Origin of the sequence: Sphaerisporangium viridialbum (assembly GCF_049674955.1) — a bacterium.
Lineage (GTDB): Bacteria > Actinomycetota > Actinomycetes > Streptosporangiales > Streptosporangiaceae > Sphaerisporangium > Sphaerisporangium viridialbum.
In genome coordinates this window covers 6,104,992-6,122,654 of sequence record NZ_CP187232.1, presented here as the reverse complement: position 1 = coordinate 6,122,654, position 17,663 = coordinate 6,104,992, and the positions used below count along the sequence as shown (strand labels likewise).

At 68.3% G+C, this 17,663-nt stretch carries 16 protein-coding genes; 8 read left to right on the top strand and 8 right to left on the bottom strand.

Annotated features, from left to right (window positions below; genetic code table 11):
* Positions 1–211: 211 nt before the first annotated feature.
* The 6 genes from ACOZ38_RS27455 to ACOZ38_RS27430 all read right to left on the bottom strand — a co-directional run bounded on the left by ACOZ38_RS27455 (position 212) and on the right by ACOZ38_RS27430 (position 8,271).
* Positions 212–3,529, bottom strand: coding sequence for a BTAD domain-containing putative transcriptional regulator (locus ACOZ38_RS27455; RefSeq protein ID WP_424534042.1), 3,318 nt, complete (start codon positions 3,527–3,529; stop codon positions 212–214).
* Positions 3,530–3,738: 209 nt separating this feature from the next.
* Positions 3,739–4,140 (bottom strand): hypothetical protein, encoded by a 402-nt coding sequence (locus ACOZ38_RS27450; RefSeq protein ID WP_424534041.1) that lies wholly within the window; start codon positions 4,138–4,140, stop codon positions 3,739–3,741.
* Between the two features lie 117 nt (positions 4,141–4,257).
* Positions 4,258–5,217 carry a tetratricopeptide repeat protein gene (locus ACOZ38_RS27445; RefSeq protein WP_424534040.1) on the bottom strand — a complete coding sequence of 320 codons (960 nt, stop codon included), beginning with the start codon at positions 5,215–5,217 and terminating at the stop codon, positions 4,258–4,260.
* Entirely contained in the window at positions 5,207–6,397 is a 1,191-nt protein-coding gene (locus ACOZ38_RS27440; RefSeq protein ID WP_424534039.1) for an MFS transporter, read from the bottom strand. The genes ACOZ38_RS27445 and ACOZ38_RS27440 overlap by 11 nt, the downstream gene beginning before the upstream one ends.
* A 156-nt stretch (positions 6,398–6,553) precedes the next feature.
* Complete coding sequence (locus ACOZ38_RS27435) at positions 6,554–6,784, bottom strand: hypothetical protein (protein ID WP_424534038.1); 231 nt, start codon at positions 6,782–6,784, stop codon at positions 6,554–6,556.
* A gap of 278 nt (positions 6,785–7,062) precedes the next feature.
* Positions 7,063–8,271, bottom strand: a complete 1,209-nt coding sequence (locus ACOZ38_RS27430; RefSeq protein ID WP_424534037.1) for a cytochrome P450 family protein — start codon at positions 8,269–8,271, stop codon at positions 7,063–7,065.
* A gap of 597 nt (positions 8,272–8,868) precedes the next feature.
* Here ACOZ38_RS27430 and ACOZ38_RS27425 point away from each other — a divergent pair.
* The 7 genes from ACOZ38_RS27425 (at position 8,869) to ACOZ38_RS27395 (ending at position 14,890) form a co-directional block, all read left to right on the top strand.
* Positions 8,869–9,654 (top strand): tryptophan 2,3-dioxygenase family protein, encoded by a 786-nt coding sequence (locus ACOZ38_RS27425; protein WP_424534036.1) that lies wholly within the window; start codon positions 8,869–8,871, stop codon positions 9,652–9,654.
* Entirely contained in the window at positions 9,651–10,796 is a 1,146-nt protein-coding gene (locus ACOZ38_RS27420; protein ID WP_424534035.1) for an aminotransferase class V-fold PLP-dependent enzyme, read from the top strand. Before ACOZ38_RS27425 ends, ACOZ38_RS27420 begins: the two co-directional genes overlap by 4 nt.
* Positions 10,793–11,836 carry a methyltransferase gene (locus tag ACOZ38_RS27415; protein ID WP_424534034.1) on the top strand — a complete coding sequence of 348 codons (1,044 nt, stop codon included), beginning with the start codon at positions 10,793–10,795 and terminating at the stop codon, positions 11,834–11,836. Before ACOZ38_RS27420 ends, ACOZ38_RS27415 begins: the two co-directional genes overlap by 4 nt.
* A gap of 119 nt (positions 11,837–11,955) precedes the next feature.
* Positions 11,956–12,525: a hypothetical protein gene (locus tag ACOZ38_RS27410; protein WP_424534033.1), complete on the top strand. Its 570-nt coding sequence runs from the start codon at positions 11,956–11,958 to the stop codon at positions 12,523–12,525.
* A gap of 88 nt (positions 12,526–12,613) precedes the next feature.
* A complete protein-coding gene (locus ACOZ38_RS27405) occupies positions 12,614–13,312 on the top strand; it encodes a class I SAM-dependent methyltransferase (RefSeq protein ID WP_424534032.1) in 699 nt (232 codons plus the stop codon).
* 13 nt (positions 13,313–13,325) lie between these two features.
* A complete protein-coding gene (locus ACOZ38_RS27400) occupies positions 13,326–14,126 on the top strand; it encodes a ThiF family adenylyltransferase (protein ID WP_424534031.1) in 801 nt (266 codons plus the stop codon).
* Positions 14,127–14,131: 5 nt separating this feature from the next.
* Positions 14,132–14,890 (top strand): pyridoxal-phosphate dependent enzyme, encoded by a 759-nt coding sequence (locus ACOZ38_RS27395; protein WP_424537094.1) that lies wholly within the window; start codon positions 14,132–14,134, stop codon positions 14,888–14,890.
* Between the two features lie 108 nt (positions 14,891–14,998).
* On the opposite strand, the gene ACOZ38_RS27390 is transcribed toward ACOZ38_RS27395, so the two are convergent.
* Together ACOZ38_RS27390 and ACOZ38_RS27385 are read right to left on the bottom strand one after the other, a co-directional pair.
* Positions 14,999–15,622: a DJ-1/PfpI family protein gene (locus ACOZ38_RS27390; protein ID WP_424534030.1), complete on the bottom strand. Its 624-nt coding sequence runs from the start codon at positions 15,620–15,622 to the stop codon at positions 14,999–15,001.
* Between the two features lies 1 nt (position 15,623).
* Positions 15,624–16,592, bottom strand: coding sequence for a GlxA family transcriptional regulator (locus tag ACOZ38_RS27385; RefSeq protein ID WP_424534029.1), 969 nt, complete (start codon positions 16,590–16,592; stop codon positions 15,624–15,626).
* Between the two features lie 208 nt (positions 16,593–16,800).
* Between ACOZ38_RS27385 and ACOZ38_RS27380 the strand changes: the two genes are divergently transcribed.
* Positions 16,801–17,640 carry an alpha/beta fold hydrolase gene (locus ACOZ38_RS27380; RefSeq protein ID WP_424534028.1) on the top strand — a complete coding sequence of 280 codons (840 nt, stop codon included), beginning with the start codon at positions 16,801–16,803 and terminating at the stop codon, positions 17,638–17,640.
* Positions 17,641–17,663: the final 23 nt, after the last annotated feature.

The following is a 17,663-nucleotide window of genomic DNA, read 5'->3' as shown; positions in this document are numbered from 1 at the left end:
GCGCGAGGCGATGCTCGCGTGGAACGTCGCCATGGTGGTCAGAGCGGGGGACGTCGTGCACCTCGCACCGGACGCCCCCTTCGTCGCGGTGCCGGCTCGTCCCTGAACGCCCGCGCGGATCCGCCTCCGCGGGCCGGGACGCGAACTGTCTTTTCGTGGCCGCCGCTTATTACGCGGTCCTGAGATGCCGGCGCCATCTGTCACGGCGAGGTCAGCCGGCCTTGGCGACGGCGGCGTCCCACCGCAGGGGCGACATCTTCAGACCGGCGACCGCCATCACGCGATTCCTCCACATACCCAGGCCCGCCTGGCCCGCCAGCCGCGCGAGCTTGAACAGATGCCGCGCCTCCGCCTTCTGATCGCCCACGGTGGAGGCGACCAATGCCAGGAACCAGTCCACAGGGCCCAGGAAGGCGATGGAGGCTCCCACCGAGATCCGTCCGCTGTAGGGCGCGAGGAGGGAATAAGTGGCCTTACAGGCGTCGATGTCTCCGACCGCCGCCTGTGCCGCTCCCTGCAGGCAGGTCACGGTGAGCCAGGACCAGTCGAGTGGCGGCGGCAGCCATCCCTCCGCCGCGAGGTTCCGCGCCTCCGCCGGCCTGCCCTGCGCGCACGACATGAGCACCTGCAGCAGTTGGTCCATGCTCGGGTGGACGCCGGCGATCGCGTCGATCAGCGGACCCGCGTCGGCGATCGTCCCGCGCTGGTAATGGAGAAGGACGCGACCCACGGTCACTATCGAGCTGGCGTACCACATGCCGATGCGCTCGGCCTGCCGCTCCGCGTCCGCGTACATGCGCTCGGCGTCGTCGAACCCTCCAGAGATCGCGAGAAGCCCCGCGCGCCACAGAGTGTGCTGGAAGCGCGGCCATGGCAAGGGCATCCGGTTGAGTATGCCCTCGCAGCGCGCCGCCGCCTCGTCCGCTCCCCGCAGGTCGAACAGCTCCAGACGGCGATAGGTGCGCATCATCTCCGAGAGCAGCTCGAACTCGGGCGTCTGCGTACGTCGCGCCAGCTCTCCGATCTCCTCGGCGATCTCCATGGACTGCTCGGTGTAGATGCTGCTCGGCAGCGACAGATAGCGTGCGTTGAGTATCCGCATCAACAGCTGGGGATCATCGAGCCGCCGGGCCATCTCGACGGCTTCCATGGAGTAGAGGCCGGAGCGCGGATCACCGCTGCCGTCGTGCAACTCCTGCGCGAGCCCGGCGAGCAGGCGGGCCCGCTCCGGGCTGTCGTCCTCCGGCAGGGAGCGCAACGCGAGCTCGAACCGGTGCACCAGCTGGAGCTCCACCTCCCCGTAGGGGTTGCGCAGGTTCCAGATCGACGGAGCGTCCAGCGCGGTCAGCGCGCGAGCGATCAGGAGGGGGCCGCCTCGGTCGCCGGCACGGTCGGCGACCCGGATCGCCTGCGCGCGCACATTCCTGGCACCGAGAGCGTCTCCCGCTTCGAGCAGCGCCTTCGCCTGCCGGAGCAGCAGCTCCACATGATCGGCCGGATCGCCGGCGGACGCGCCGTGGACGTTCACCGCGTGGGACCACCACGTGGCCGCCTCCTCGTAGGCCAGGCGAAGGGTCGCCTGCTCGGCCATCGCCCGCGCCCAGTGGGCCGCCTCCGCGTACGCCGTGGGCCCTGCCTCGATCGCGTGATGGGCGATGACGGCCACGTCCACCGCCGGGCGGGAGGCGAGCGCGTTCATCACCTCGCGATGTATCGTCGCCTTCCGCAACGGAGGGATCTCCTGGATGAGAGCCTCCCTCACCAGGTCATGCGTGAAAGTCATCCGGTTGGCCGTCGACACGATCAGCCTGGCCCTGACCGCCTGGTCGAGCAGGTCGTAGGCACCCGCCTGGCAGACCTGGGCGACGACGTCGGGGTCGAACTCCCTGCCGATCAACGCGGCGACCTTCAGCACGTCGCCCACCTCCGGGCCGGCCGCTGTCAGCCGCTGGTGGACGAGACTGGCGACCGCGTCCGGCAATGTGTCCAGCGGGTGACCGTGGGCGAGCATCCGCAGCGTCTCGCGAACGAAGAACGGATTGCCGCCGGTGCGCCGGGTCACCAGGTGCGCGGTCTGCTCGTCGATCTGGGTGCCCATCGTGGCGGCGATCCCCTGCACGGCGCCGGGGTCGAGGCCCGGCAGCCGGAGGCGCAGGAGGTCGCAGCGGGCGAGCCGGCCGAGGACGTACTCGATGGCGGACAGGTCCCCGCTGTCCCGGAACGCCATGACCAGCGTGAGCGGCACCCAACCCCGCGAGTCCTTGATGAGTGCCGTCACGTCGCCGAGCAGCTCGAGCGTCGCGAGATCGGCCCAGTGGAGATCGTCGAGGATGATCACTAAGGGCTGGATCCGTGCGGTGGCGACGAGCCAGTCGGCGATCGCGCGGTGGCGGTGCATCTTCGCTCCGACGGCCGAACCCGTCGGCACCTCGTCGTCGAGGAGACCGGTGAGAGCCTGCCGGTCCAGGGGCGGGTGCAACTGCGCGAGCGACCTGAGAACCTGGATCCAGGGCCAGAGCGGCGGAGTTCCTTCGATCTCCTGGCAGCCGCCCCAAAGAGCCAGATGGCCGAGCTCGGAACTCCGCGCGCCGAAGGCCTCGAGCAGCCACGTCTTGCCGATGCCGGTCTCGCCGCTCACCGCGATGGTGCTCACGTCGCCACGGTCGAGCAGCACCCCCATTTCCGTGAGCTGCTGGTCGCGGCCGAGCCCCGGTGGTGGCGATGGCGCGTCGGTGAGGACGGCGGACGGGCCGGCGGAGGTCAGCGTGGCGCGCCTCGGGGAGAAGGTGATGGCCTCGGCGTGCTTGAGGATATCGTCTTCCAGTGTCTGCAGCTCGTGACCAGGCTCCAGACCGAGATGGTCGATGATCAGTCTCCTGGCCCGGCGGAGTGTCGCGAGGGCGTCGGCCTGCCGGCCGGAGCGGTAGAGAGCGAGGGCCAGCAGCCACCACAGCCGCTCCCGCAGTGGTTGCCTGCCGGTCTCGGCCTCCAGGTCCTGGATCACCGCCTGCGGCCGGCCGAGATCCAGCTGCGCCTCGGCGCGGCGCTCGATCGCCACCAGGCGTAGCTCGCACAGGCGGTTCACCTCGGTGACCGCCCAGAGCTCCCCGGCGAACTCGTTGTACGGCGTGCCGCGCCAGAGCTCGAGAGCCTCGTCCAGGCGGGCGATCGCCTCCTCGGACGGGCGGTGTTCGGCGTCGGCTACCAGGGCGGCGAACCGCAGCGCGTCGACGTCGGTCGTGTCCAGAAGGTAGCCGGGCCGTCGCGCGACGAGAAGCCGTGGGGGCGTGCGCGGCGCCCGGGCCGGCTCGATCGCCCGGCGCAGGTTCGACACGTAGACGTGAAGTGAGGCCAAGGCGGTCGCGGGAGGAGTGCCCTGGTAGAGATCGTCGATCAGCGTGTCGGTGGAGACGACCACCCCTGGGCTGATCGCCAGCCGGGCCAGGACGGCTCGTTGCCGTGGGCCACCGAGGCCGACGGCGGCCTCGCCGTCACGTACTTCAAAGGGACCCATGACGCGGAAATCCATGCCCTTCACCTTGTCGCCCAGGAGATACGCCGGCTGGCTGAGGATCCTTTTCGGGAATGAAATATCCATCATCGGACTTCCGCAACGTTTGTCGTGGATCTGTGACAGAGAGAACGCGTCATGTAAGCCTCCCCCTCGCAGCGAGATCAGACGTGGAGAGTCTCCTGCCGCCGACTTGGAGATGAATGTGGGGCTGGTTGGAGCGCTCGTCAGGTCAGCAGCAGGACACGAATCGCCACGGCGGCACCGCAGAGAACGGCGTACAGGCCGATCTCGACGGTCTCGGTCCACGGTTGGATCCGGCGCACCGCGCCGTGCACATGGATGAGCGTCTGGAGCGCGCAGGCGACGGCGATGAGGTCGAACACGATCAGGTGGTGCTCGGGGTCAGGCGCCGCGGCCAGCGCGACCCACGTGACGGCCAGCGCGACGGCTCCCAGGCAGCGCCCGAAGTAGACGGTGAGGTCGGTGGGGCTCGCGGCGGCCTCCCACCGGAACCAGCGCGCCCAGCGCAGCGGCGCCAGCAGGAGCGGGAGAGCGTAGACGGCGAGAAAGCCGGTCCCGGAGACGATCAGGAACCAGCTGGCGAGGGGGAACCGCGCGTCGATCACAAGCACTCCTTAAGTGTCGCCGGATCCTCCAGGCAGGTGAGATGCCGGGCATGGGGCGTATTGGGAAGGCCGCTTCCGGGCGGAAATCGCCGGCGGCGGGCGGGACAGCGGCCGGCGTCACTCACGTGACTCCGGTCGCATCGACCGTCGGCACGTTTCGAGGTTGCGGAGGCAGGCCAGCCGGACGGGCTGTCCCTGGTCGACCTCGGCACTCAGCAAGGAGATCGCACGCTCGAACGCCCGCACGGCGACCTCGGGCCGGCCACGCTTCCAGAGGGTCATCGCGAGATTGTTGAGCGCGACCGCGAGTTCCGGATGAGCCGGGCCCAAGAGCTTTTCCTTGATCGTCAGGACCTTGCGGTAGCCCTCCTCGGCCGCCGCGAGATGGCCCTTCGAATAGTGGATCGAGGCGAGGTTGTTCAGGCAGGAGGCGACTTCGTAGTCTTCTGGGCCCAACCGCGTCTCGAAGACGGCGAGCGCCTCCACCAGCAGGCGCTCCGCCTCGTCGAGGTCGCCGAGCGCGTGGACGATCGCCGCCAACGCCGCCTTGTCGGCGGCCGGCTCCGGGTCCGCGGGGCCGTGGGTGCGCAGCCGGATCTCCACCGAGCGGCGGGCGAAGGGCTCCCCCTGCGCGTGCGTCCCGCGCGCGTGGTTCAGCCCACCGAGATTGTGGTACAGGGTGGCCATGAAAGGGTGGGCATCGCCCAGTTCCGCTTCGACGATCGCGAGAGCCCGGCAATAGAAGGACTCGGACTCCTCGAACCGTCCCGTGTACTTGTGGAGCACACCCAGGCTGTTGCAGATCCGTGCGACCGCGAGGGAGCCGGGTCCCGGCGCCTCCTCGGCGAGCGTGAGCGCGCTCCGCAGTATCTCGTCCGCCCGCCGGTACCTTCCCCTGACACGGAGCAGCTCGGCGAGGGCGTCCAGTGCGCGTGGATGGGCATCCTGAGGTGCTCCGGCGTCACGGGCGATCTGGACGGCCCGCTCCAGCGTCCGTTCGGCCTCGTCCAGTCGTCCGAGGCGCCTGCACCTCTCCGCCGCCGCCAGCAGAGCGTCCAGCGCGTCGTCATCGCTCATGGCCGGCACCCACGCGGTTCGCTGTGGGGGTGAGGAGGCGATCGATCCTGGTCGCCTGCAGGGCGACGAGGCCGAGTGCCACAGCCAGGCCCACGAAGAGCAGGGATCCGTGCCCGGAGCCGAGCGCCGCGCCGGCCACCGCCGGTCCGATGATGTACCCCAGCGTCTGCGAGAAGCCGTAGGCCCCGTTGTACCTGCCACGGCCGGCGTCGGACGCCAGGTCGTTCACGATGACAGGAACACTTGGGGCCATGAGCGTCTCACCGATGGCGAACAGGACCATCGCGGTCATGAACGCGGCGACGGCGGCCGGGCCGCCGCCGAGATGCGCGGCGCCCACCACGGTGAGCCAGGCGACGGCCATGAGCGCGGCCGACAAGGCGAACGCGAGGGCACGGCGACGACCGGTCACGAGACGCAGGACGAGTAGCTGAGCGAGAACGACCGTGCAGGTGTTGGCCAGGAAGGTCAGCTGCAACGTGGCGGCGTCGAGGCCGCCGGTCTGGATGGAGAAGATCGGGTAGGCGCTGTAGTACTGGGCGTAGCCGCAGGTGAACACCACGGCGACGGAGACGCAGATCCGCAGCAGCACCCGGTCGGCGAGTATCTCGCGGTACCCACCGCGGGCGCCGGGACTCCGGACCTGGTATTCGGGGACAGGGTGACCGCGACGTGGCGCCCTGGCGACCAGCACGGCGAACGTGAGGAAGGTGCCCGCGTCGACCAGGTAAATCGTGACGAAGGTCTGCGGTGCGGAGAAGTCCACCAAGAAGGCGGCGAGCAGGCTACCGGCGCTGAGCCCGACATTGAGCAGGGCATGCCGTACCGCGAAAATCTGTGAACGGCGCTCCGGGGAGACCGAGGTGCTCAGCAGCGCCTGGAACGACGGCTCGGTGACCGCGACACCGCACCCGTAGACCGCGGCCCAAAGGGCGGCCTGCCATGCGCTCCGTACACCGACCATTCCGGCGGTTCCGGCGGCGGCGAGGACAAGGCCCGCCGCGGCGGGCCGCCGTGGACCGAAGAGGTCGGAGAGCAGCCCGCCGACGGGGGTTCCCACCAGTCCGGCGATCGCGATCGTCGAGAGGACGAGCCCGGCCGAACCGAGCTCGATTCCCCGCACGTCATGCAGGTAGACGAGGAGGAAGGGGAGAGTGAGACCGGCTCCGACCGCGGACACGGCGTCGCCACAGAGGATGAGCCACGCGTTCCCGGGAAGACGTGGAACCAAATCCTTGAACGGCATCTGCTCCGCCTGTTCTTGCGTCCGCTGACCCGAGCGCCTTGGGGCCGGCCCGCTCCCCATCCGGCTACTCGCCGGAGCTCGTCAGAGTGTTCAGGCGATGACGGTCTCGTTGTGGTTGGTGGAGAGGCCGGGCTCGATGACGGTCTCGTTGTGGTTGGTGGAGAGGCCGGGCTCGATGACGGTCTCGTTGTGGTTGGTGGAGAGGCCGGGCTCGATGACGGTCTCGTTGTGGTTGGTGGAGAGGCCGGGCTCGATGACGGTCTCGTTGTGGTTGGTGGACAGGCCGGGCTCGACAGCGGTCTCGTCGCGGTGGAGGGACATGGGGTCTCCTTGTGGAATCGGTGGACTCGGCCCGACGGTTGATCGGGACGACTGTCTTGACAGTGACAAGATGGCCTTGTGGCTCACTTGTGGCTCGCTGGGATCGCTGCGCAGGGGCATGGCCGCGAGAGGCGCTGAACCGCCGGCCGTGCTATCGGCGCGGAGGAAAGCGATGAGAGGTCCTCGTTCTCACGCCGCGACCCACGTTGTCCGATCTGACCGCTCACAGGATCGGAGGGGGTCGTTCTGGACGGCTAGGGGCCGCTGACCGCCTGGCCCTATGGCCTGAGGATCAGGGGGAGCGACATGGGTCCTCGTATTCCCACCAGGGGCTTGTAACGGATTTCGTTCCTGTCCACCGCGAGCTCGATGCCGGAGAACCGCTCCAGAACGGCGGCGACGCTCACCCTGAGCTCCAGCCGCCCCAGGGCCGCCCCGACGCATCGGTGGATCCCGTGGCCGAACGCGAGGCTCTGCTTGGTTACCCGGTGCAGATCGAAGGTGTCCGGGTCGGCGAACTGGCGAGGATCCCTGTTCGCCGACCCGATGAGAAGGAACAGCGCATCGTGGGCCGGGATCCTCGTACCGCCGATTTCGATGTCCTCCTTCGCGAAGCGCCACAGCGACGTGGTGGCGGCGCCGTCGTAACGCAGGACCTCCTCCACCATGGCGCCCATCAGGGACGGATCATCACGCAGCTCCCGCATCGCCTGGGGATTGTCGAGAATGGTCAGCACCGCCGTACCTGTCAGGCCGATGGTGGTCTCGTAACCCGCGATGACGAGCCCGGCGCACGAGGCCACCAGCTCCGTCTCGGTCAGCCCCTCGCCGTCGTGCGCCAGGATCAGGGCGGACATCAGGTCGTCGGACAGGTCGTTCCTCTTGACCGCGATCAGCTCGCGGATGTAGCCGGCCAGCGCCGCGGCCGCGCCCACCGCTTCGCCCCGTCGCGCCGGGTCGGCGGTGAAGATGACGTCCCCCCACTCGCGCAGGCTCTTGCGGTCGGCGGACGGAATGCCCATCACCTCGCATATGACCGATACCGCCATGGGCGTCGCGAACCGGTCCAGGAGGTCGACCACACCTCCTGGCCGCAAGTCGTCGAGCAGCCGGTCGACGATCTCCTTGACGGTGCGCTCCCAGCGCTGGACCCGTGCCGCGGTGAAGGTGCTCGCCACCAACCTCCGGTACCGGGTGTGCGCGGGCGGGTCCACCGTGGACATCGAACGGTCTAAGTCCCCACCGGCGCCCAGGACGAGCCCGGCCTCCCGGAACTCCTTTGTCGCCCAGGTGGCGTCATTGCTGATCCGCTCGTCCGTGAAGGCCGCGCGCACGTCGTCGTAACGGCTGACCAGCCACACCCGCACGTCGGTTCCCGGAACCGTCACCGGGTGGACGGGGTGGTTGTCCCTGAGCCATTCATACGTGGGATATGGATTCTGGAAGTACGGCTCCGTGAACGGGGCGGCAACTGATGTTTCTGGCATGAGTCGTCCTTCTTCGGCAGCAGAGAACGAGGCCCCGCATTTGCGGTGGCAAAGAGGCCGGTCGACGAATAGGCCAGTGCGCGCACGGCGAGCGGGAAGACGGCCCTCGGGGACTGAACCGGCGGACCCAGGATCAGCCCTTCGAGTCGCGCCTGTCAATAATCGAACTCCGCGGGGGCGATTCTTTTGAATCACTAGTGGGGCCTTAATCGGCGTGGACCGGCGGCGACTTGCCCGCCCGTACACCGCGCGCCTGCGGCAGGTGGCCTCAGGGCTCTTGGTTTTAGTCTTTTTCAGGCCCTTTTAGGTGCGTCGCGAAACGTGCCAGGTGATTCACAAGGGGACCGGGTGAGGCTGCGTCGTCGCGTTCGCGCGGTCACGGTGCACGGCCGTCCGGGAGAGCGAGAGGCTCGGACGGGAAAACGTGATGCGCGAATGTCATCCCCGCTGGTCATCTCTATAGGAGAGCCGATTAACGCCGACGAAACATCCGCGTCGTGGACTGGTCCGGCCGTCGAGTCATCCGCCGCTCGTCAGGTCGCTCCCTTGTCCGACCACGCCCGCGGGCCGGCCAGCCGAGAGAGCCGGAGGGCAGACGTGACAGATCTGCACCGGACGCTGTCGGAGCCGGTCTGGAACTCCATCCTGAAGACGTGGTTAGGGGAGGGGAAGCTCGACTACGAGCTGTACCTCCGGACTCAGGATCTGCTCTCGCTGCAATCGGCCGTCGGCGACCTCGTGTCGCCCGACGAGCTGATGTTCCAGATCGTCCATCAAACCCAGGAGCTGTGGCTGAAGCTCGCGACGCACGAGCTGGCCGAGGTCGTCGGCGACCTGGAGCGCGAGGCGTTCTGGGAGGCGTCCGCGCGCCTGAACCGAGTCGCGCGCATCTTCGGCGGCCTGCGTCAGGAACTGGGCGTGCTGGAGACGTTGACGCCGGACTCCTATCAGACGATCCGGAGGCACCTCGGCAGCGGTAGCGGCCAGGAGTCGCCGGGGTACAACCGTGTGCGGCTGGCGGCCGAACACGTGTCCGGAGCGCTCGACCTGGTCGTGGAGCGCAGGATGGTGTCCATCCGCGACGTCTACGAGTCCCGTGACGTCGGGCACCCCGATCTGAAGTTCACGTTCGAGCTGCTGGTCGATGTCGATGAGGCGTACCAGATGTGGCTTGTCACCCACTTCATGCTCGTGCGCAGGACGATCGGCGTCGCCAGGGGGACCGTCGCGCTGGACGGCGTTCCCACCCAGGTCCTGACCGGCCGGATGACGCAGCCGCTGTTCCGGCGGCTGTGGAAGGTGCGTGAGGAGATGACGGCCACGTGGGACCGCGGCGGCGGGTACGCTCCCGGCGCGTCGCGGGCAGAGGGGCCGCACCGGTGACGGACGGCGCACGGCTGGCCTCCCTGCGCGCCGAGTTCCCGGTCCTGAACACGTGTGTCTATCTCAACAGCAACTCCACCGGGGCCGTCCCCCGTGGAGTCGAGGACGTTCTGGGCCGCTACTGGTGGACGCTGTCGACCTGGCGCGACGAGGAGTGGGGCGGCTGGCTGGACCAGATCGCGGGCTACACCGAGACCCTGGCCGGCTTCATCGGGGCACCGGCCGGCTCGGTGGTGACCGATCTCAACCTCAGCACGCTGCTCGCCCGCGTCGCGAGCTGCCTCGATTTCGGCGCGCCGCGCGACAAGGTGGTCACCACCGACCTGGAGTTCCCCACGGTGCCGTTCATCTGGCGCGGCTTCGCCCGGTACGGGGCGGCGCTGGAAGTGGCGGGCACAGGGGGACCTGACTTCGACCAGGACGCCCTGGACGCGGCGATCGACGAACGTACCGTCTGCGTATGCGTGTCACACGGTAGCTACAGCACAGGGGCCGTGCTCGACCTGCGGCGGGTCGTCGAGCGAGCGCACAGCGTGGGTGCCTACGTCATCGTCGACGCCTATCAGACCGCCGGCGTGCTCCCTCTGGACGTCACCGCTCTCGGCGTCGACTTCCTGCTCGGCGGGGCGCACAAGTGGATGTGCGGCGCCGGCACGGCCTTCCTTTACGTGCGGCCGGACATCCTGCCGGACCTGCGGCCGGCGGCGACGGGCTGGTTCGCCGGCGAGGATCCCACCTCTTTCGGCCCGCCCGCCGGATGGGCGGCCGGCGCCCGCCGTCTCGCGGGCGGCACCCCCATGGCGCTGGGGCCGATGATCTCCCGGGTGGGCTTGGACCTGTTGTCGGGCCTGGGCGTGCAGGCGATCCGCAGGCACTCCCTGACCTGCACCGACCGCGTCATCGAGCGCGCAGACGCCGCCGGGATCGAGGTCGTGACTCCCAGAGACCCCTCCCGTCGTGCCGGGGTCGTCTGCCTGAGGTTCCCGGGGGACCGGCAGGTGAGGGAGGCCCTGGTACGCGACGGCATGGTGTGCAGCTGGCGCGGGTCACTCCGCGTGGCACCGCACTTCTACAACACGATCGAGGAGATCGACGCGTTCATGGATGCGGTGGAGAACGAGCGCGCGAGGGTCACCCGATGAACGGCCACCCGCTCACTCCGCGAGCACTCATGAGCCTCCTGGCCAACGGCGCCAAGGCGATGGACGTCGTGGAGGCCGCGCTGGAGCTCGGCGTGCTCGACGCGCTGGAGCCCGCAGAGGTCACCGTGGCCGAGATGAGCACAAGGCTGGGACTGGTCCCGGGCCGCCTGTACAAGATGCTGGACTGCCTGGAAAGCCTCGGTCTCGTCCGGAGCCGGAGCGCGGGCGACGATCCGTTCCTCGCTCGCTACACCGCCGTTTCCGGGCTGAAAGAGGCGGCGCTGGCCGTGGCGGGTCCCGGCGCGCTGGAGCGGGACCGTGACAGGTATCCGTGGCGGGTCCTTCACGGGAGCCTGCCCGACGTGTTGAGAGGGACGCTGTCGATCCCGGCGAGCGACTTCGGCTGGCCTCCGGACGAGACGCAGCTCGCCGGCTTCGAGCGGAGCATGGCCGCTGGTCTGGGCCCCTTCGCCGAGACGTTCCGGTCGCACGCCCCCCGCCTGTTCGGCGCGTCCGCGTTCCGGCACCTCGACGTGGGAGGCGGTGACGGCACCCTGGCCTCGGCTCTGCTGCCGTACAGCCCCGCCCTCCGGGTGGACGTGTTCAACCTGCCCAGCGCGGAGCCGCTCGTCGACCGGGTCAGGCGCGACAGCGGCCAGGAGGACCGGTTGGGCTTCGTCGGCGGCGACTTCCTCAACGGCCCCCTGCCACGTGGCTACGACGGGATGTCGTTCGTCCGGGTGCTGCATGACTGGCCGGTCCCAACCGCTCGCGCACTGCTCCGGAAAGCACACGAGGCGCTGGAGCCCGGCGGGCGGGTCATGATCTGCGAGGAGTTCCGCACTCCCGAACGTCTCGCCGGGCAGTTCTTCTGGTCGTACTTCCTCATGGGCGTCGACGCCTGCCACAGCCGGCTGTACGACATCGAGCACTACACGCGGCTTCTCGCCGGCACCGGTTTCGTGGAGATCACCGTGCTGCCGGGGCCCGTCGAGGTGATCCTCGCGTCGCGTGACGGAGAACGCCAATCTTGTCATTGACAAGATGCTCTGCGACGTGGGATCTTGCCAATGGCAACCGGCCCGCAGGAGGCAGCCGACCATGGGGTCGCGCGCTCGTGGATGGGCGTCGCAGAACTCGTGGTTCCGAAGGAGAGCTGGTGAACAGTGGATCAGCCGTACGGCGTGCCGGGCTGGCGGTGGGGGTCTCCCTGCTGGTCGTCAGCATGGGGGGTCCGACCGCACAGGCGCAGGCCCCGGGAGGGAACAGCGGGGACGGCACCGTCGCGGCCGCGCTGGCGACCGCCCCCGTGCCCGGTGGCTTCGCCACCTGGAGCGACCTGATGGGCATGCAGAACAAGCTCAACACGGCCGCGGAGAAGATCCAGCAGGCGGCCGCGGCGAGCGGGCGGAGCGGTTACGCGAGCGTCATCGCCGCGCCGGAGAACCGGGAGCTCCTCGTGTACTGGCAGGGCGAGGTGCCCGCCGCCGTCCAGCGCGTCATCGGGGAGCAGAACAGGTCCGTTCCCGTCCGGGTGCTGCCGGCGCGCTACAACCAGGAGCAGCTCCTCGCGGAGGTGCGCCGGCTCGGCGAGAACGACGCCGTCGGGGAGGTCGCCCCTCGCGCGGACGGCGGGAGTGCGCGTGGCGCATCTACTACGCCGACACTACTCAGGCGCTCGCCAGGTACCGCGCGGTCATCGTCGTGGACGGTCCGCAGCAGGGCCTGACGGCGGACGTCAAGAAATAGCCGTTCGTGCCGGGTGACGGAGACAGAACGCGCCGGCCTGGCCGAGATTCGAGGAAGTTGACAGCGCTGTGAGCGACAACATCTGGACCGACTTCGCCAAGAGTTATGACCAAATGATTCCCGAGCTGAACTGCTATCAGCGGATGCTCGGAAAGATCCTCCGCGACACGGAGGGCCGCCGGACCGTGATCGACGCCGGGTGCGGAACCGGACTGGTCAGCCAGGCGCTGATCGACCGCGGTCACGAAGTCCTCGGTTTCGACAACAACCCCGCCATGCTCCAACGGGCCCATGACAAGAAGGCGGAGGCGCCGGGCGAGGCTCGCGACCGGTGGACGGTGACGGACGGAAGCGTCGAGCGGTTTCCCTCCTGGGTCGCCTCCGACGCGGACGCGGTCGTACTGAACAACGTCCTCTTCTACGTCCCGGACGTCGAGTCGGCGCTGCGCGAGGTCTTCTCCCACCTGAAGCCGTGGGGCGTGATGATCGCCACCGGCCCTAAGCGCCGGCCCGACCTGCAGAAGGTGCTCGAACACTCCATCGCGGAGTGGCGAGCGGAAGAGCGTTTCACCGAGAATCTCCAAGCCGCGCTGGCCCATCATTCGACCTGCGCCCGGAAGCTGACCACCGACCCCGACGAGATGGTGACGTTCTTCGAAGTGGACGAGCTGGTGGACACCCTGCGGCGCCTGGGTTTCTCGCGTTCTCTGGTCGCGGACGGCGACGACTACTTCGGTGAGAACTACTACGTTTGCATGCAGAAATGAAGTGAGGTGTCCCGTGGAGAACTCCGAGATCAATCCCAGGTTCCGGCGTAACCTGGGGATTCTGGACGAAGAATCGATGAAGCGGGTCGCCGACACCCATGTTCTCGTGGCCGGAGTGGGCGGTGCGGGCGGGCAGTGCGCGGTGGACCTGGCCCGCCTCGGCTTCGGCCGGGTGACGCTCGCGGATTTCGACGTCTACGAAGTGCACAATTCCAATCGTCAGGTCGGCAGCTTCGACAGCACTGTCGGCAGGCTCAAGACCGAGGTCGTCGGGAAGATGTGCCAGGACATCAACCCCGAGCTGCTGATTCGCGAAGCGACGGAGGGCGTGACCGAAAGCAACATCGATTCCCTGCTTTCGGGGTTCGGCGGAAAGCCGGTGGACTACGTCGTGGAGGTCATCGACATCGCCGGCTTCAGGGCGAAAGAGTGGCTGCACGAAGCATGCCGAAAGCGGGGCATCGTCATCATGACCGGCCTGATGCTGGGATTCGGGGCCGCCCTGCACGTCTTCCAGCCCGAAGCGCCTCTCTATGAGGATCTCTACATGCTTCCGGATGGGCGTATCGATCTACCCAAGATCATCCCCCGGCTCGGCAGCTATATCGTGCAGGAGCATTGGGACGCCTGCTTCGCCGGGCGTGGACACGCTCCCACGTGCGTGATCGGAGCCACCACCGCGGCCGGGATGATGGTGAGCGAGATCATGCGAGCCATCCTCCTGGGGCGGGACCAGATGGTGTCATATCCCGAATACCTGTATGTGGATTTCTTTGACCACCACTATGTCCGAGGCTCGGTCGTCCCCGCGTGAACGCCATGGACGCGCTTTTCACCCTCACGCGACCTGACGAGAACGGCCCGGCCGTGCTCTGGGGCGGGACCTGCGAGTCGGGAAGCCTCAAATACCTGACGTACGAGCTCTGCCTTGACGCGGTTCCGGATGATGTCCGGGGATTCGTCGAGATCTCCGGTTCGTCGACCGCGCTCGCCCTCGATGTGTTCGGGAGAAAAAGAGGGCTGCCGACCGTCGCCCTCACGGACGCCTCCGGCCGCGATCATCTCATGAGCCGCGGCTTCCGTGGCGAGGCGCGGACGATCACGAGCCTCGAGGAAGCTCGCGAGCTTTGCCTTCAGTACGAGCAGGCGGGTTGGTTCTGGCCGAAGCAGTTCACCAATGTGGCCTTGGTGAGGTGCGTGGAGCAATGGGGATCGCACCTTTTGCGGGAAGTCCGCGAGAATTGGCCGGAAATTCGCTATTTGGTGTGCGGATTCGGTACGGGCGCCACTGTCGCGGGATTGCACCGCGTTTTTGCTCCGTCGGGGTATTCGGTCATCGGACTGCAGGCCAGGGAAGGCGATCCCGTCCCTGGTTGGCGGAACTATGCCCGCCAGAATCTGGGTGACCAGGATCTTTTCCATCGCTATCAGGAGGAGATCCCGCTTTCCACCGCATCCGAAGCCGAAAGCTCCGGCGCAGGTGCTCTGGATTCGCTCCTGAGGTATGCGAACGCCCATGCCCATCCGGAGCAGGTGCTGGTGATCTCTCATGACGGCCGCCCTCGGCCGGGGAACTGATCCCCTCAAGCGCTCTGCCCGTCCGTGGCAGCCGGACCGCCTGGGCGGCTCGCCGCCCCTGAACCCGCGAGGGGATCGACCGAACGGCAGACCACCACCCCTGTGAGGTCAGGCGTCCCTCAGGAAGGAGCGCACCAGCTCAGTGATCTCTGCGGGAGCGGTCTTCGGCGTCCCGGCGTTGAACGGCGGCCGCGGCGAGTATTCCAAGCCGAGCTGGATCGCCATGGCCATGTCCTCGCCCGCCAGCAAGGACGCGAGGTAGAGCGCCATGTCGATGCCGGCCAGCACGCCGGCCGAAGTTATGATCTTGCCGTCCTTGACGAAGCGCTCGTCGACCGGCTCCGCCCCGAACTGCGCGAGGAGGTCGTGGGCCACCCAGTGAGTGGTCGCCCTGACTCCCTCCAGCAGGCCTGCGGCGCCGAGCGTGAGCGAGCCCACGCACACCGAAGCGGTCCATGTGGTGGTCGGGTGCGCCGCCTTCACATAGCGGACCAACTCCTGGTCCGCCATGCCCTGTCGCATCTCCTTGGCGCCCGGCACCACCAGGACCTCGGGTGTGGGCAGGTCGGCGAAGGAGGCGGTGGCGGTCAGAGTGGCTCCCTCGTCGGCGATGACTCCTGGCCGCTCAGCCACGAAGGTGACCGTCGCGCCGGGAATGTTCCGGAGCACGAAGTACGGCCCCAGGGCGTCCATGGCGTCGTAACCCGCGTACAGGGGGATGGCGATGTGCATATCAGCTCTCCTTGGTGCGGAATCTGCGCCGGTACTCTCCCGGCGAGATCTTGAGGTGCCGGCGGAAGACGCGATAGAGGGTCTCAGGCGTCCCGAGCCCGACCCGGGTGGCGATCCGGTCGAGCGGCTCATCGGTGCTTTCCAGCAGTCGCTTGGCCGCCGCCGTCCGCGCCTGCTCGACATACCGCGCGGGTGACACGCCCACCTCGGTCCTGAATACGCGCGAGAAATGGCGGACGCTCGTGTTCACGCGTCCCGCGAGACCCTCCACCGACAGATCGGCATCGAGGTTCTCCTCGATCCATCCCTGCAGGTCGCGCAGAGGCTCGCGCTTTGGCGTCCGCGCGCTCAGCGGCGTACTGAACTGGCTCTGCCCGCCCGGTCGCTGCAGGTAGACGACCAGCCAACGAGAGATCTCCCTGGCCAGGTCGTGCCCGTGGTCGTGAGCGACGAGAGCGAGAGCGAGATCAATCCCCGAGGTGACCCCCGCCGAAGTCCACACGTTGCCGTCGCGCACGTAGATGCGATCGGCGTCCACCTGCACGTTCGGATGCTCGCGGGCGAGCATGTCCCCCACCGCCCAGTGGGTGGTCGCCCGCCGGCCCTCCAGCAGGCCGGCCTCGGCCAGCAGCAACGTGCCCGAGCAGATGGATCCGACACGACCTGACTCCCCGGCGAGCCTGCGGACCTCCGGGACCAGCGCCGCTGTGCCGGTGACAGCCGTACGGGCTGGGAGACCACCGACGACCAGCAGCGTGTCGATCGGACCTTTCACGCTTCGCAGCGGCGTCTCAACGGCGACCGTGACGCCGGACAAGGAGGTCACTGTCCCCGCGTGCACAGCCGTGACCTCCACCTGGTAATCGGCGCCCGGATTCAGCAGGGCGGCCGCGGAGAAGACATCGGCCGGGCCCGCGAGATCGAGCAACTGGAAGCCGTCGAAAACCACGATGACGACGCGTTGCGGCATGCCGCCCATACTTGGCCCTCCGAAGCCATGGCCGCAAGGACACATACCTTGCAGATCCGGCCATGGCGATGTGCCGCACGTCCTGACAAGGGGGTCCGGCGCGGTTGGCGGCATCGAGTCCGGCAGGGGCGAAGCGCGCCGCCGTCACACGGCGGGAATTCAAGGTGATCGATTGCCTTGGCCGGGATGGCCTGAGATGGTCTTCGCCATGCCTACCTTCTCCGCACCCGATGGAACCGAGCTCGCCTACCACGCGTTCGGCGAGGGCAGCCCGGTGATCTGCCTGCCGGGCGGCCCTATGCAGGACTCCGTTTACCTCGGTGAACTCGGCGGACTGTCGGCGCACCGGCAGTTGATCATGGTGGATCCTCGGGGCACCGGCCGGTCCGCGACACCCCAGGACGCCACCTCCTACCGCTGCGACCGGCTCGTCGGCGACATCGAGGCCTTGCGCGTCCACCTCGGTCTCGACCGCATAGACCTCCTCGCACACTGCGCCGGCGCGAACCTCGCGGCCCTCTACGTGGCTCGCCACCCCGACCGCGTCAGCAAGCTCGTGCTGATCACCCCCAGCACCTTCGCCGTCGGCGTCGCGGCCACGGGGCAGGCCCGGCTGGAGCTCGCCCGGCTCCGCAAGGACGAGCCCTGGTTCGAGGCGGCCTTCGCGGCTCTTGAAGCGATCGTCGCCGGCGATGCCACCGCCGGCAGCTGGAAGGCCATCGACCCCTTCTTCTACGGGCGATGGGATGCGGCGGCACAAGCCCACCTGGCGGCCCAGGACGGTCACCAGAACGCCGAAGCCGCGGCCGCCTTCGGCGCCGAGGGCGCGTACGACCCTGATGCCACTCGCGCGGCGCTCGACGCGTTCGACGCGCCGACGCTGCTCGTCGCCGGAGAGGTCGATCTGAACTCGATCCCGAGCGTCGTGGCCGAGTTCGCCGGGCTGTTCCCGGATGCCGAGTTCGTCGTTCAACCAGGGGCGGGTCACTTTCCGTGGCTCGATGACGCCGCCCGGCTCGTGGCGACGACCGCGACGTTCCTCGAATAAAGGCCGCCTCACGGGAGGTGAGC